This window comes from Rhodococcus sp. CX (assembly GCF_015865005.1).
In the GTDB taxonomy this organism is placed as follows: domain Bacteria; phylum Actinomycetota; class Actinomycetes; order Mycobacteriales; family Mycobacteriaceae; genus Rhodococcus.
Window position 1 is genome coordinate 1 of sequence record NZ_JADZGH010000011.1, and the last position, 15,701, is coordinate 15,701.

The 15,701-nt window shown below is 69.7% G+C and carries 9 protein-coding genes, 1 pseudogene and 1 riboswitch; of the genes and pseudogenes, 3 read left to right on the forward strand and 7 right to left on the reverse strand.

Going from position 1 to position 15,701, the window contains the following annotated elements; translation table 11 throughout:
* Positions 1-344: pseudogene (locus I0Q12_RS00990) on the reverse strand (lectin); the annotation flags it as partial.
* A gap of 179 nt (positions 345-523) precedes the next feature.
* Positions 524-1,585, reverse strand: a complete 1,062-nt coding sequence (locus tag I0Q12_RS00995; protein ID WP_197250181.1) for an alpha/beta hydrolase — start codon at positions 1,583-1,585, stop codon at positions 524-526.
* A gap of 151 nt (positions 1,586-1,736) precedes the next feature.
* Here I0Q12_RS00995 and I0Q12_RS01000 point away from each other — a divergent pair, with 151 nt between their 5' ends.
* Positions 1,737-3,122, forward strand: a complete 1,386-nt coding sequence (locus I0Q12_RS01000; RefSeq protein ID WP_197250182.1) for a wax ester/triacylglycerol synthase family O-acyltransferase — start codon at positions 1,737-1,739, stop codon at positions 3,120-3,122.
* Between the two features lie 121 nt (positions 3,123-3,243).
* Here I0Q12_RS01000 and I0Q12_RS01005 read toward each other — a convergent pair whose 3' ends face one another.
* Positions 3,244-4,452, reverse strand: a complete 1,209-nt coding sequence (locus I0Q12_RS01005) for an acyl-CoA desaturase (protein WP_197250183.1) — start codon at positions 4,450-4,452, stop codon at positions 3,244-3,246.
* A 225-nt stretch (positions 4,453-4,677) separates the two neighbouring features.
* Here I0Q12_RS01005 and I0Q12_RS01010 point away from each other — a divergent pair, with 225 nt between their 5' ends.
* Positions 4,678-5,409: a TetR/AcrR family transcriptional regulator C-terminal domain-containing protein gene (locus I0Q12_RS01010; RefSeq protein WP_197250184.1), complete on the forward strand. Its 732-nt coding sequence runs from the start codon at positions 4,678-4,680 to the stop codon at positions 5,407-5,409.
* A 700-nt stretch (positions 5,410-6,109) separates the two neighbouring features.
* Here I0Q12_RS01010 and I0Q12_RS01015 read toward each other — a convergent pair.
* From I0Q12_RS01015 to I0Q12_RS01030, 4 genes are all read right to left on the reverse strand, one after another.
* Positions 6,110-6,847 (reverse strand): ABC transporter ATP-binding protein, encoded by a 738-nt coding sequence (locus tag I0Q12_RS01015; protein ID WP_197250185.1) that lies wholly within the window; start codon positions 6,845-6,847, stop codon positions 6,110-6,112.
* Positions 6,844-7,638, reverse strand: coding sequence for an ABC transporter permease (locus I0Q12_RS01020; RefSeq protein ID WP_197250186.1), 795 nt, complete (start codon positions 7,636-7,638; stop codon positions 6,844-6,846). The genes I0Q12_RS01015 and I0Q12_RS01020 overlap by 4 nt, the downstream gene beginning before the upstream one ends.
* On the reverse strand, positions 7,619-8,638 hold the full coding sequence (locus I0Q12_RS01025) for an ABC transporter substrate-binding protein (protein WP_197250187.1): 1,020 nt from the start codon (positions 8,636-8,638) through the stop codon (positions 7,619-7,621). The genes I0Q12_RS01020 and I0Q12_RS01025 overlap by 20 nt, the downstream gene beginning before the upstream one ends.
* A complete protein-coding gene (locus I0Q12_RS01030; protein ID WP_197250188.1) occupies positions 8,623-9,342 on the reverse strand; it encodes a TenA family protein in 720 nt (239 codons plus the stop codon). The genes I0Q12_RS01025 and I0Q12_RS01030 overlap by 16 nt, the downstream gene beginning before the upstream one ends.
* A riboswitch (TPP riboswitch) is annotated at positions 9,335-9,432 on the reverse strand. (Overlaps the previous gene by 8 nt.)
* A 272-nt stretch (positions 9,433-9,704) precedes the next feature.
* Here I0Q12_RS01030 and I0Q12_RS01035 point away from each other — a divergent pair.
* Positions 9,705-15,701, forward strand: a 5,997-nt coding sequence (locus I0Q12_RS01035) for a non-ribosomal peptide synthetase (RefSeq protein WP_197250189.1), incomplete at its 3' end; no start/stop codon positions are given.

A 15,701-nucleotide genomic window follows, 5' to 3' on the forward strand; every position in this document is an offset into this window, starting at 1 on the left:
GCCTCGGCCTGCGCGATCGCGGTGTCGGTGGCCCAGATGGCGCGATCACCGGCGTACAGCACGACATTGCGGTCGTCCTGCACCGTCAGGCGCACACCGGAGTTGCCGCTGGTCTGCGACGCCCACACCGGCTCGTTGTTCTCCTTGTAGACGACGAAGTTGCCGTCCTCCTGAACATCCGCGCGCACCGCGCCGGAGCCGTTCGTCATGGCTGCCCAGACGGCCTTGCCGCCTTCGTTCAGCACGAGGTTGCCGTCCTGCTGAAGCGTGAGGGTGTAGGCACCGTTGTCGGACTTGAGTTCCTGGCCGACGCCGAGGCTCTGGCCTGCGTTGAGAGAGCTCACCGCTGTCCCTTTCGGATCGATGTAACACGGTCGGCGTCCGCTCGCGGCGGTTGCCGAGACGAACAGTACAGAGCGGACAGCCGGTGCACGTGGATTCGACACGCGTCCCGCGTGTTTCGACGACGCGCGTCACATCCGGCAATCGGCGGGCGGTTGGGCCACGTGGCCGAACGCGTGGATCACCCGGCCTGGTTCCGGGTGGCGCTCACGTCGAGGGCCCGGACAAAGGAACCGATCTCGGCGACCGCGCGAGCGCCCTCGGGCACCACGGCCGATGCGGCCTGGAACACGTGCACCTGACGTTCCCAGATCTGCAGTTCACACGGCACCCCTGCGGCGCCGAGTCGGTGCGCCATCAGCTCGGCGTCGGCGAATGTCATCTCGTGCGAACCGGTCTGGATCAGAGTGGGCGGCATACCCCTCAGGTCGGCATCGACGGGTGAGCCGACAGGTTCGTGGCCGGCGCCGCGGGCCGTGTCGACCCGCTCGATGAGGGAGGCCAGGGCGGGAACGGCCCGGCGCGGAAACAGCGCGCAGTGCCGCGAATTCGGGTGGTCGAGTTTGCCGTGCGGATCGAGGTCGGTCAGCGGTGACAGCGCGACGATGCCCGCGGGCCGGCCCAGGCCCAGCCGCAGCGACTCGAGCGCCACCGCGAACGAGAGGAATCCCCCCGCGGAATCGCCCGCGATCACGATGCGTTCGATAGGGACACCCTGAGCGAGGAGCCATCGCAGCCCGGCGACCCCGTCCTCGACGGAGTGGCGGATCGGGTGTCCGCGCAGCATCCGGTAGCCGACGTTGAGCACCGGGGCGCCGGTGGCCGCGGAGATCCGCGACACCATCTGCCGGTGGGTGCCCAACCCGCAGCACAGGAATGCGCCGCCGTGCAGATACAGGATGGTGGTCTGCCCACCCGGTACCGCCGTGTCGACGCCGGGCCCGGTGAGGTATTCGGCCGGACAGGTCGGCAGCTTCACCGGCCACCGCCGCGTGCCGGGCACCTGGGCGAGCGGAAACGCGAGCCGCTCGACGAGGGTGGTCGGCCACGGAAGGTTCGGTGCCAGCGCCCACGCATCGATGGCGGGGCGAACGGTCCGGCGCACCGACGCCGACAGCAGGCGGGACGCGGTGCTGATCCCGGCGAATTCGCGCACCAGCACGGGGGTGCTCACGAGCGCGATCGGGGCTGCGGTGGACAGGGCTGCGGTGGACAGGGCTGTACGTGCCAGTGCGGTGTTCATGCGCGGCCTCCTCGTCGCTGCTTTCGCTCGCCCCTTCCCCAGTGGATGCTTGCTGAACTCCGGATACCCGAGGGTACGACCGACGTAACATGGTCGGCAGGTTCGTAACTGGATAGAGATCCTCGCGAAAGGGGCACCGCAGGTGGGAATCATGTCCGTTACGGATTCGATATTCCTGTTCGCCGAGACCCGCGAACACCCGATGCACGTCGGATCGGTCCAGTTGTTCACTCCGCCCGCGGATGCCGGACCGGATTACGTCGCCGATCTGTACGCCCGCATGATCGGCGTCACCGACATCGACCCGCTGTTCCGCCGACGTCCCGGCGATCCGGTTTCGACGCTCGGGCACGTGTGGTGGTCCGAGGACCGCGACGTCGACCTCGAATACCACGTGCGGCACTCGGCACTGCCTGCTCCCGGCCGGTTCCGGGAACTGTTCGCCCTCGTCTCGCGATTACACGGCACCCTGCTGGACCGGCACCGGCCACTGTGGGAGATGTACCTGATCGAAGGGCTCGAGGGTGGACGGTTCGCGTGGTACTCGAAAATCCACCATTCGCTGGTCGACGGGGTGTCGGCGCTGCGGTTGCTGCAGCGCACCCTGAGCCCCGACCCGGATCTCGCCGAGCCGATCGCCCCGTGGCACCTGCCGCGCCCGGACCGAGCCGGCAGCGACGGCGCTGCGCCGTCCGGATCGTTGCTCGGGACGGCCGGAGCGTTGCTCGGGACGGCGCGGTCGCTGGCCGGTGATGTCGCCGATGCTGTTCCGGCCGCAGTGCGGATCGGGCGGCTCGCCGTCGGTCCGCGCAAGGTCGCACTGCCGTACGAGGCGCCCCGCACGATGTTCAACGTGCCGATCGGAGGTGCGCGACGGTTCGCTGCGCAATCCTGGGATCGCGAGCGACTCGCCCGCGTGCGCCGCGCCGCGGACGTATCGGGCAACGATGTGGTCCTGGCGATGTGCGCCGGTGCGTTGCGGGCATATCTGCTCGAACACGATGCGCTGCCGGATGATCCGCTGATCGCGATGGTTCCGGTGTCGCTGCGTCCCAAGGATCGGCCGGGCGACGGCGGCAACAGCGTCGGGGTGACGTTGTGCAATCTCGGCACCGACCGCGCGGACCCGCTCGATCGGCTCTCCGTGATCTCCGACTCCATGAGCCAGGGCAAGTCGCTGTTCGGTGACATGACCGCACTGCAGGCGCTCGCGTGGTCCGGGTTCATCATCTCGCCGCTCGGCCTGGCTCCGGTTCCCGGGTTCGTCCGGCTGACCCCGCCACCGTTCAACATCGTCATCTCCAACGTACCGGGTCCTCGGAATCCGTTGTACTGGATGGGATCCCATCTCGAGGGGATCTATCCGACCTCGATAGTCATGGACGGTCTGGCGTTGAACATCACGGTGACGAACACCGAGAAGTCCGTCGACTTCGGTGTCGTGGGCGGGCGCCGTGCGGTTCCGAGCCTGCAGCGGATCCTGGTGCACCTGGACGAGTCGCTCGTGGAACTCGAAGCGGCACTGCAATTGTCGTGACGGGAGGCCGGAGGGTCGAAGAGTTCCTGCGGCCCGACGGGAGTATCGCGACCTGCCGAACGAGCGGTCGTCGACGGCAAGGTACTACGCCGGCGAGCTGCCCGAGGAGGGGAGTTCTCCGTCAGCAGGTGCGACGATGCCCGGACAGGTTTCGCAGGGCTGTCCGCAGCCCGGTGCGGGAAGCCGGAAACTCGACGCCGGTCTCACACGAGGCGCGGAACTTCAGTTCGGAGGCCGTCTCCGGGGCATCGTCGGCGGTCGCTCGCAGGAATCGGTCGGGCAGTGCGAGCTTGTGGATGGTGCGCAACGTCAGCAGGTACTGCCGTGCAAGGGGGCCGGTGGTGTAGGGCAGGTCGTACTTGTCGCACAGTGCTTTCACCTTGGTGGAGATTTCCGCATAGCGGTTGCTCGGGATATCGGGGAAGAGGTGGTGCTCGATCTGGTAGCAGAGATTGCCGCTCAGGAATGCCATCACCGGGCCGGCCCGAAAGTTGGCCGTGCCGAGCATCTGCCGCAGATACCATTCGGCCTTCGTCTCGTTCTCGAATTCGGCGAGGGTGAACTTCTCGGCGCCGTCGGGGAAGTGCCCGCAGAAGATCACCACGTACGCCCACACGTTCCGCAGCAGATTCGCGGTCAGGTTCGCCGTCAGTGTTCGCCGCCAGCGGCGTCCGGTGAGGGCGGGAAAGAGCAGGTAGTCCTTGCCCGTCTGGCGGGCGACCTTCCGGATCAGCACTCGAAAGCGGTCGGATTTCCCGGCACCGGCAAGGTTCTGTTCGGCGTGTACGTCGTGCAGAGCGATGCCCCATTCGAACGTGGCTGCCAGCAACAGGTTCTGCAGCGGCTGCAGGAGATGTACGGGCTTCCACGGCTGGTCGCGGGTGATGCGGAAGACGTCGTAGCCGAGGTCGTCGTCCAGTCCGACGACGTTGCTGAACACGTGGTGGCGGTAGTTGTGGGAGTAGCGCCACTGCGACGAGGGGCCTGCCATGTCCCATTCCCAGGTGCTGGAGTGGATTTCCGGGTCGTTCATCCAGTCCCACTGGCCGTGGGAGACGTTGTGGCCGATCTCCATGTTCTCGACGCTCTTGGCCACGCCGAGCGCTGCCGTCCCGAGGATCCAGCCCGGCAGGCTCCTGCTGCCGTGGATCACCAGCCGCGCAGCGGCATCCAGTATCCGCTGGAAGGCGATGGTGCGGCGGATGTAGGCGGCGTCGGCGGCGCCGAGCGACTCGATGACACTGCGGCGGATGCCGGTCAGCTCGTCGCTGAGCGACTCGACGTCCTCGGCGGCGAGGTGGGCGTACTCCTTGATGTCGGAGATGGCCATGGTGTGCTCCAGGTTCCGACCTCACCCGGAAACCCCGGGTGCGGGGCGGCGAGAGCGACCGGCGGGAAGGACGTTCCCGAAGACGATGATCGTGACCGCTGCCCGAGGTCCACGTTGTAGGACCAGTCAACGCCGCCGCCGCCGAGGTGTCAACACTGTAGACCTACACACAAGGTCTACGGCAGAGGTCTACGGTGGAGGACAGTGAGTGAAGGAAGGGTTCCGATGGCCGAATCTCCCGCTCGTCCCCCGCGCAGCTCAGGCGGTGATCCAGGCCCGGAACGTAGCCCGATCACCCAGCAGCGAATCGTCGCTGCGGCACTCGAGATCGTCGACCGCGACGGCGTCGATGCGTTGTCCATGCGCCGGCTGGGCAAGGTCCTCGGCCGTGACCCGATGACCCTCTACCGTCACGCCCCGAACAAAGCCGCTCTCCTCGACGCCGTCGCCGAGAGCGTTCTCGAACAACTCCGGGTCGGCACCGACGAGGGAGATTGGACAAGCCAACTCCGGGAGGTCGCCCGGAACTTCCGCCGGTTGGCGCTCGAGCATCCCCACGTGGTCCCACTGCTGGTCACCCGGCCCCTCGAGACGCCCCTCGGATTGCGGCCCCGGGGAACACTGCGTCCGCTCGAAGACATCCTCACCCTGCTCACCCGGGCCGGTTTCACGGCGACCGACGCCCTGCACGTCTACCGGGCGCTCTTCGGCTTCCTCTACGGTCACGTCCTGAACGAACTCCAGGAACTCGTCGAACGACCCGACGAGCACGAAGACCTGCTGCGCCTGGGCCTGCATCGCCTGCCGATCGGCGAGTTCCCGCTCCTGCGCAGCCTCGCACCCGTACTGGCGTCGTACGACGGTGCTGCGGAACTCGAACGCGGCCTCGACATTCTGATCGCCGGCCTCGTCGCCACACTGCCTCACCCCGACAGCCCGGCCCCTGCGGCGAGCTGAATCCGGAAGTCGGTCGTTGCAGCCGTCCCGGACACGGTCCGCTGCCCGCAGCCATGTTGCGAAGATGGCTGAGGCACAACAGAAATGGGTGGATCAGGTCGAGGGTCGAGGAACACCACCGCAACCATCGACGGGGACCGCATTCCGCGCGCTCACCGAGTTGACGAGCGCGACGTGCGCCCTGTCGGCTCGCCGATCCACGACCGTGACACCGAGTGCAGGTCTACCGCATCGTCCGCGAGTAGAGTCGCTGTGACAGCCACCGAGCGTGGTGCAGTGTCACGCCCTCGACCGAAGGGAAGGACGGCCGCCATGTCTTCTGCCATCCAGCAGGCGCCCACCAGCATCGTAACCGCGTCCATCAAAGCGGCAGACCTGCCGGGGTTCGCCAGCGAGGGGCCGATCCTCGTCGAGGTGGACACCTGGGGAGCAGGCGGGGCGAATGTACCGGCGCAGCTATCTGGTCGAAACGACTGTCGAGCGACAACAAGACGAAGCACCTCATGCTCGCGAAATCCGGGTCACCTTCGCGGAATCGGGAATCGACGCAGTCACTTTCGCGCCTGCGGACGATGTGGTCGTTCTCCGTCCGTTCCTTGTCAGGCATCGTTGATTCCTCGCGAGGGGAAGAGTCCGACCGGCGCACTTCGGTATTCGTTCGAGCCGGTTCATCGGTCGGCCGAAGGTTGCGTCGTGACCTTCACTTCGTGTGGAGGATGTCGACGAGTTCGCGTTCCAGCGCCACGAATTCCGGGTCGGTGAGGGTCTCGAGCGTGCGCGGCCGCGGCAGCGGGACCCGCACCTCGTGCCGGATCCGCGCCGGGCGCGGGGAGAGCACGAGCACCCGATCGGACAGCAACACCGCCTCGCGCACGTCGTGCGTGATCATCAGCACGGTCCAGCGGTCCCGCATCCACACGTCCTGCAACCACAGCTGCATGTCGGTGCGGGTCAGCGAATCCAGCGCGCCGAACGGCTCGTCGAGGAGCACGACGTCGCGGCCCTGCACGACCGTGCGTGCCAGCGCCGCCCGTTGGCGCATCCCGCCGGACAGTTCCCCCGGACGCGCATTCTCGAACCCGGCCAGCCCGAACGCGGGGAACAGCTTCGCGGCACGCGCCCGGGCTTCGGCGCGCGGGATCCCCTGGACCTCGAGGCCGAGCGCGCAGTTGTCGACGACGCTGCGCCACGGGAACAGCAGGTCCTTCTGCGGCATCAACGCGGCCCGGCCGGGCGCGGCCGGTGCGCCGCCGACGGTGACGGTGCCGGTGTCGGGGGTGTCGAGGCCGGCGATCAGCCCGAACAGCGTGGACTTGCCGGAGCCGCTCGGTCCGATCACCGACACGAACTCGCCCCCGGCGACGTCGAAGTCGATGCCGTCGAGCACCGCGCGGTCCGCGAAGGAACGGTGCACCGCGGAGACGGTCACGGCGGTCATCTGCGGCTCCCCGTGGACAGGGCCCAGGGCGCGACGATCCGCTCGACCAGGTAGGTGAGCAGATACAGCGCCAGTGACAGGGCGGCGGTGACGAGCACCGCGGCGAGCACCAGATCGGTGCGGAACGAGTTCTTCTGGGTGCTCATGTAGATGCCCAGCCCCGACGTGGCCCCCACGTACTCGGCGAACACCGCGCCGACCACCGCGTAGGTGATGCCGATGCGCAGCGCCGTGAAGAACCGCGGCAGCGCCGACGGCAGGCGCACGTACCGGAACACTTGGCCGCGGGACGCGCCCATGCTGCGCAGCAACGCCCCGGCCTCCCGGTCCGCGGCGGCGAACCCCTCGATCAGCCCGATCGCCATGGGGAAGAACGTCGCCAGCGCGATCACCAGGACCTTCGGCAGCAACCCGAAACCGAACCAGATGATCATCAGCGGGGCGATCGCGATGATCGGCAGGGTCTGCGACACCACGAACAGTGGCACCAGCGCGCGGCGCAGCCACGGCGAGAAGTCCACGACGATCGCCAGGGCCCACGCGACCACGAGGGACACCGCGAACCCGATGATCGTCACCTGCAACGTCGACCACGTGTGGGCGGCCAGGTCGTCGCGGTGCGCCCACCCCTGCCCGAGCACCCGGGCGGGGGAGGGCAGCACCTGCGGACGGATCCCGGAGACCGTCACGTACAGCTGCCAGAGCGCGACGAGCGCGAGCACGACCACCGCGGCGGGGGCGGCGATGCGGACCCAGCGCGGTGACGACGGGTCAGGACGTGAGGTAGTCATCGGTGAAGTAGGTGGACCAGTCCGGCTCCTCGGTCAGCGGCCGGCCGTCGGGTCCGGCGAGCAGACCCTTCTCGTACAGGAACCGCGAGTAGCCGGTCCAGCGGTCGAGGGTCTGGGTGCCCACGTTCCCGTTCTCGTCGCGCAGCTGGTCCGCCGAGAGCATGCGCTGGCTCTCGAAGACGAGCGCTTCGTCCTCGAAGGCCCCCGGGTTGGCGTCGATGAGGTCCCGGGCGGCGCGATCGGGATCCTCGGCGGCGATCTCGTAGCCGCGCTGAACGGCCTGCACGAACGCGCGTGCCTGCTCCGGATGTTCGGCCAGCCAGTCCTCGTTGCCGCTGATCACGATGGCGTAGGCGTCGGGGAACCCGTAGTCGGTGTACGAGAAGTAGCGCATCGGCAGGCCGCGATGTTCGGCCTCGATGCCCTCCCACGCGAGATAGGACGCGGTGAAGTCCGCGGTTCCCGAGTACACCGCCTCGTACGCGGACGTGCCGAGGATGACGGACGTGAACTCGCCGCGGCCACCGTCGTTGCGGATGACCTGACGCAGCGTCTCCTCGTCGCCGGGATCGCCGAACCCGGCGTAGATGTGACCGTCGAGGTCTCTCGGCCGCGCGAGATCGGCGCGGTCCGCCTTGACGGCGATGCCGGTCGCCCAGTGCTGCAGCGGGGCGAGCACCGAGACGGTGTGCGATCCGGCGGCGCGGGCGAAGGTCGTCATCCCCTGGGTGGAGATGCCGAACTCGGCGTTGCCCGCGTCGACGAGGGTATCCGGGGTCGTGTTGTTGTACGGCAGGATCTCCACGTCGAGACCGGCCTCGTCGAACAAACCCTCCTGCATCGCCACGTACAGGCCGGTGTGGTTGGTGTTCGGCGTCCAGTCCAGTGCGAAGCGGATCGTGTCGTCCGATTCGGACGAGGAACAGGCGGGGACCAGGGCGATCGCGACGATCGCGACCAGCAGGGCGGTGAGGCGGCGGAGAGTCACGATTCCGGCCATTCCTGCCGGTGCAGCGCGGTGTCCCAGAACATCAGCTCGTAGCGGGTCGCGACGGTGAACGCGTCGAGCATCGCGGCACGGTCGGCGTCGGTGGCGGCGACCGCCGCGGCGTCGACCAGTTCGCGGGCGGTCGCGACCGCGGCGTGGAATTCGGGGGCGTCGTAGGTGGTCACCCACTGCGCGTACGGGTGCTGCGGGTCGGTGGCGAGGACCCCGGAGGCGCGGGCGGCGAGGTCGCGGCCCACTTCGGCGTAGATCCAGAAACACGGCAGCACGGCCGCGGCACCGACCGCGTACGGCTCGGTGGCGACGGTCGCCGTGAGATAGGAGACGTACCCGAGGCAGGCGGGGGAGTGGGCGGGCGCGGCCTCACCGGGCGGCAGAACCCCGCCGGTGAGCAGGCTCTTGTGCAGCGCCGACTCCTCGGTGGCCGCCGTGGCGGCACTGGTCGCCCAGAACGCGGCGGTTGCCGGATCCGGGGACTTGGCGGACAACAGCGCGAGGGCCTTGGCGTACCCGGCGAGGTACAGCGCGTCCTGCTCGATGTAGAAGCGGAAGGCGTCGAGCGGCAGCGTTCCGTCGCCCAGGCGGTGGAGGAATTCGAGGTCGTCGATCGACCGGCGCAGCGTCTCGGTGTGCTGCCACATCCGATCGGTGAAGCGGTCGGTGGAAACAAGAGGCGAAACGTCGACAGGCACAGACATGCCGGGACATCCCTTCGTCAGCATTACCTGATGCAGGTTCTACGGGTGTGATCTCAGCCCCGCGCGCGCGGAGCACCCCGTGTCGGACGAACGCGACCTTAGCAGGGCGTTCCGCGCAACGGGCCCCCGGGGTACCGGACCCGGGGGCTGCGCCGGGAATGTCCGGACAACCTGTTCCGTGGACACAAAACAGCCTGTATGTTTGGCGATCGTCAGCGCGGTCTCCGGCGGTGTGAAGGGCCCGACGATTCCGTGCGACGACCATGCTGCGAGACCTCCCGGCTCGCGCTCGGGCGGTCGCGGGAGGGTGTCGACGGCGACTCCGCCTGCGCACAGCGATGTGGGGAAAGGTGGAATACGGGATGCGGGATGTCGAGGATTCCGGACGGTCGGAACTCGAGAATCTGCCGCGACTGATCGCGAATGTCGTCTCGCGTGACCCCGAACGGGTCGCTCTGGTGCGCGACGGTGCCGTCGTCACCTACGCCGGCCTCAACGAGGAACTGGCCGCGCTCGGCGCCGCCATGGGCGACGCGATCGGACCCGACGCACTCGTTCCCGTCGTGCTCACCGGACTGCTGCCCGGGCTCGCCGGGAGTGGTCCGGACGAGGTCGCCGTCGCTCTGGCCGAACTGTCCGAGGACCTCGCCGCGTTCGCGGGGGAGGAGCAGGCGTCGCCGGAGCCGGCGCGACCGGACACCCTGCCCGCCGCCTTCGCCGCGCAGGCCGCCGCCACTCCCGACGCCGTGGCCGTCGAGTTCGACGGCGCCGAGTACACCTACGCCGAGCTGGCGGACCGGTCCCGGCGGCTGGCCCGCCGCCTCGTCGAGTCCGGTGTCGGGCCGGGTCTCACCGTCGCCGTCGCCCTGCGCCGGTCCTTCGATCTGCTCGTGGCCGTGTACGCGGTGCTCGAGGCAGGCGGTGCGTACGTGCCGCTCGACCCGGACCACCCCGCCGAGCGACTGGCCTACATCCTCGAGGTCGCCGAGCCCGCAGTCCTGCTCACCGAGACCGCTGCGCCGGTGCCCGCAGACGGGATCGAGGTGCTCGACGTGACGGCCCTCGACCTCGGATCGGAATCGGCGGACCCGCTCACCGATGCCGACCGCCGTCGTCCCCTGCACGCCGCCGACACCGCCTACGTCATCTTCACCTCCGGATCCACCGGCCGGCCCAAGGGCGTGGCGGTGACCCACGAGGCGATCGTCACCAACCTGCGCTGGCGCCAGGAGCAGTACCGGCTGGGACCTGCGGACGTGGTGCTGCACAAGACTCCGGTCACCTTCGACGTGTCCGTGTGGGAGTTGTTCTGGCCGTTGCAGGCCGGCGCGCGTCTTCTCGTCGCCGTGCCCGAGGGGCACCGGGACCCGCGCTACCTGGCGGATCTCATGCGCGACCGCGGGGTCACCGTCGCGCATTTCGTGCCGTCCATGCTCGCGGTGTTCGTCGCCGAGGCCGAGCTCGATTCGCTCACCTCTCTTCGGTACCTGTTCGCATCCGGTGAAGCGCTGCCGGCGCGTATCGCGGTACTGGTACGGGAACTGCTGCCCGGGGTCGCGGTCCACAACCTGTACGGGCCCACCGAGGCGGCCGTCGACGTGACCCATCACGAGGTCACCGATGCCGACGTCGACTCGGTGCCGATCGGCGCGCCCATCGCCGACACCGACCTGCTGATCCTCGACAGCGCCCTGAACTGGGTTCCGGCCGGCGCGGAGGGCGAGTTGTACCTGGCCGGAACACAATTGGCGCTCGGATATGTCGGCCGGCCGGACCTGACCGCGGAACGGTTCGTCGCCAATCCCTACGGGGCACCCGGCGAACGCATGTACCGGACCGGCGACCTCGTGGTGCGTTCCCGCTCGGACGAGCTGGAGTACCTCGGACGCAGCGACTTCCAGGTCAAGATCCGCGGACTGCGCATCGAACTGGGTGAGATCGAGGAAACCCTCACCCGGCAGGACGGCATCGCCCAGGCCGCCGTTCGCGTGCATGCCGACGAGACCCTGGGTGATCGCCTCGTCGCGTACGTGCGGCTGCACCCGGGCGCCACGTGGGACGAGGAGGCGCTGGGCGCCGCGCTCTCCGCGTCCCTGCCCGACTACATGGTCCCGACCGCGTACACCGTGCTCGACGAGTTCCCGCTCACCACCAGCGGCAAGCTCGACCGCGCGGCACTGCCCGCGCCCGAGACCTCCGCCGCGACCGGTGACGATCGCCCGCTCGAGACGGCCACCGAGACGGCGGTCGCCGAGGTGTTCGCCGAGATGCTCGGGCGGGATCGGGTCGGCGGCGACGACGACTTCTTCGCGCTCGGCGGCAACTCGCTCGCCGCGGTCCGCGCGGTCTCGCGCATCTCGGCCCGAGTCGGCCGGCCGCTGTCCGTCCAGGACTTCTTCGACGCACCGACCGTCGTCGAGGTGGCGCGGTTGCTGGACCGCACACCCGGCGAGGACCGCGCAGACGGCCCGTTGGCCGCCGGACCACGGCCCTATCCGGTGCCGCTGGCGCCGTCGCAGACGCGGCTGTGGGTGCTCGATCGCCTCGATCCGGGCTCGTCCCTCTACAACATCCCGCTCGTGGTCCGCCTCACCGGCGACCTCGACGTCGACGCGTTGCAGCAGGCCGTCGGCGACCTCGTCGAACGGCACGAGGTGCTGCGCACCGCCTACCCGGAGGTCGACGGCGAAGGCACCCAGCTGGTGCTTCCGATCGGCGCCGCCCAGCGTGCCGTGCCGGTCGAGACCGTCGCCCCGGACGAGGTTCCGGCCCGGATCGACGCCCTCGTGTCGGAGGGCTTCGACATCGCCGAGGCCGCCCCCGTGCGCACCCACCTGCTGCGGGTGGCGGACGACGAGCACGTTCTCGTCGTCGTCGTCCACCACATCGCCGGCGACGGATTCTCGGCGGGACCACTCACCCGCGACCTGATGCGGGCCTACGGCGCCCGCACCGCGGGAGTGGCGCCCGAACGCCTCCCGCTCGCGGTGCAGTACGCGGATTACGCGCTGTGGCAGCGTGATCGGCTCGGAGATGCCGACGAGCCGGATTCGCTCATGGCGCAGCAGCTCGCCTACTGGCGCAAGCAACTGGCCGGCCTGCAGGACCGGCTCGAGCTCGCCACGGACCGGCCGCGGCCGGCAGTGGCATCCCAGTCCGGTGCCGCGGTGCCCGTGGAGATTCCGGCGGACGTCCACCGCGCGATCGTGGACCTGGCGCGGGCCACCGGCACCACCGAGTTCATGGTGGTGCACGCGGCGCTCGCCGTGCTCCTCGCGCGGCTGTCCGGGACCGCGGACGTCGCGGTCGGCACCCCGTCGGCCGGGCGTGGGGACGCGGGCCTCGACGACCTCGTCGGCATGTTCGTCAACACGCTGGTGCTGCGCACCCCGATCGACGCGGGGGAGTCGTTCACCCGGCTGCTGACCCGCGTGCGCGACATCGACCTGCAGGCGTTCGGCAACCAGGACGTGCCGTTCGACTGCATCGTCGACGACCTCGCCCCGGCCCGGTCGCAGGCCTACCATCCGTTGTTCCAGGTGATGCTCGCCTTCCAGAACCTCGACGCGACGCAGCTCGAGCTTCCGTCGCTGACCGTCACCACGGTCGACGTCCCGACCCGGCGGGCGAAGTTCGATCTGCAGGTCACGCTCGCCGAGCGACTCGGCGACGACCACGAGCCGGGCGGCATGTTCGGTGAGGTCGCCTACGCGACCGACCTGTTCGACGAGGGCACGATCGCGATGTTCGTGCGGCACTTCGTGCGGATCCTCGCCGAGGCCACCGCCGCCCCGGACCGTGCCGTCGGCGATCACCGGCTCCTGGATCGGGCCGAACTCGGCACCGTGCTGAGCCGCTGGAACTCGACGGACCGGCCGGTGCCTCCGGCCACGGTGCCGCGGCTGCTCGATGCGCAGGTCGCGCGCACTCCGCATCTGCAGGCCGTCGTCGACGACGACGGGATCCTGACCTACGCGGATTTCGCCGCCCGGGTGCACCGGCTGGCCCGGCGGCTCGTCGCGGCCGGGGTCGGACCCGAGCGCACCGTCGCGGTCGTCGCACCGCGTTCGGTCGAGCTGCTGGTGGCGGTCCATGCGGTTCTGCACGCCGGTGGGGCGTACGTGCCCGTCGACCCCGATCAGCCCGCCGCGCGCATCGAGCGGGTGCTCGCCGCGGCCCGGCCCGTGGCGGTGCTCGTCGGCTCCACGGTGGAGTGGAGCGACGAGGTCCGGGCGGTGCCCGTGCTGCGGATCGGCGACTTCCCCGACCTGAGCGGTGCGCCGCTGCACGACTCGGAGCGGCTCGCGCCGCTGCGTCCCGACAACACCGCGTACGTGCTGTTCACCTCGGGCTCGACCGGTGAGCCGAAGGGTGTCGCCGTGCCGCATCGGGCGGTGGTCAACCAGCTGCTGTGGATCGCGGATCTGTTCCGGATCAGCGTCGCCGACACCGTGCTGTGGAAGACTCCGGCCACATTCGACGTCTCGGTGTGGGAGATGTTCGCGCCCTTGGCATCCGGAGCCAGGATGGTCGTCGCCGCGCCGGATGCGCACCGTGACGCGCGGCAGCTCGCCGACATCATCGGCCGCCGCGCGGTCACCCTCACCTCGTTCGTGCCCTCGATGCTGTCGGTGTTCGCGACGACGGTGCCCGATCCGGCGGCGCTGCGCACGCTGCGCGCGGTCGCCGTGGCCGGGGAGGCGCTGCCCGCCGCGACCGTCGGCGCGTTCCGGGCGGTGTCCCGCGCGGCCGTGCACAACCTCTACGGGCCCACCGAGTTCACGGTGCACGCGACCTCGGCGCTGGTGCCGCCGATGCCGTACCTGGCGACGCGGCCGGTGCCGATGGGCCGGCCGGTGTGGAACACCCGTGCCGTGGTGCTGGACTCGCGGATGCATCCCGTCCCGGTCGGGGTCAGGGGTGAGCTGTACCTGTCCGGAGTCCAGGAGGCCCGCGGCTATCACGGCCGGCCGGACCTGACGGCCGAACGATTCGTCGCCGACCGGTTCGGCCCGCCCGGCGCACGCCTGTACCGCACGGGCGACAGTGCGAAGTGGACCCCGGAGGGGCAGCTCGTCTACCTGGGACGCACCGACTCCCAGGTCAAGATCCGCGGTGTGCGCATCGAGCTCGGCGAGATCGAATCGGCGCTGCTGAACCGCTCCGAGGTCGCACGAGCGGTCGCCACCGTCCATCACGCCGACGCCGGTGATCGGCTCGTCGCGTATGTCGTCCCGGTGCCGGCCGACAACGCGAACGAGGTGGATCCCGGTGCCCTGCGCAGCGCGCTCGTCCGGGTGCTGCCCGCCCACCTGGTGCCGGACACGATCGTCGTCGTGGACGACTTCCCGGTCACCTCGTCGGGCAAGCTCGATCGTGCGGCCCTGCCCGCCCCGGTGTTCGAGACCCGCGAATTCGTGGCGCCCGCAACGAAGATCGAGCGGATCGTCGCGGACGTGTTCGCCGCGGTCCTCGAAGCCGAGACCGTCGGTGCGCAGGACGACTTCTTCGCGCTCGGCGGGAACTCGTTGACCGCCACGCAGGTGGCGGCGCGACTCGCCGACGAACTGGGTATCGAGGTGACCGTCCGGTCGCTGTTCGACACCCGCACCGTCGCCGAATTCGCTGCGCTGCTGGAGGATTCCGAGCCCGCGGTCGCCGCCGGTGGTCCGGTTGCCGGCCCGCGGCCGGAGCAGGTCCCGCTGTCCTGGTCGCAGTCGCGGATGTGGTTCCTCAACCGGTTCGACCGCGATTCGGGGCTGCACAACATTCCGCTGGTGGTCCGGCTGTCGGGGACCCTCGACGTCGACGCGCTGGGCGAGGCGTTCGGCGACGTCGTGGCACGGCACGAGGTGCTGCGCACCGTCTATCCCGAGGTGGACGGCACCGGCCTGCAGGTCGTGCTGCCGGTCGAGCAGGCACGGCCGCAGCTGCCGATCCTCGACGTGCCCGCGGACCGGCTCGACGAGGAGCTCACCGCCCTCGCCGGTGCCGGGTTCGACGTCACCGCCGAGGTTCCCGTGCGTGCCCGGCTGCTGCGCGCCGGGGACGACGAGTACGTGCTCGCGGTGGTCGTCCACCACATCGCGGCGGACGGCTTCTCGGTGGCCCCGCTGATCCGGGACCTCATGGCGGCCTACACCGCCCGCGTCGCCGGGCAGGCACCCGACTGGGAACCGCTGCCCGTGCAGTACGCGGACTACGCGCTGTGGCAGCGGGAGATGCTCGGCGACGAATCCGATCCCGAATCGGCACACAGCCGCAAACTGGCCTACTGGCGGGAGCGACTGGCGGGACTGCCCGCCCAGCTCGACCTGCCCGCCGACGGGGTCCCGATGGCGATGTCGGTGGAGCCGGAC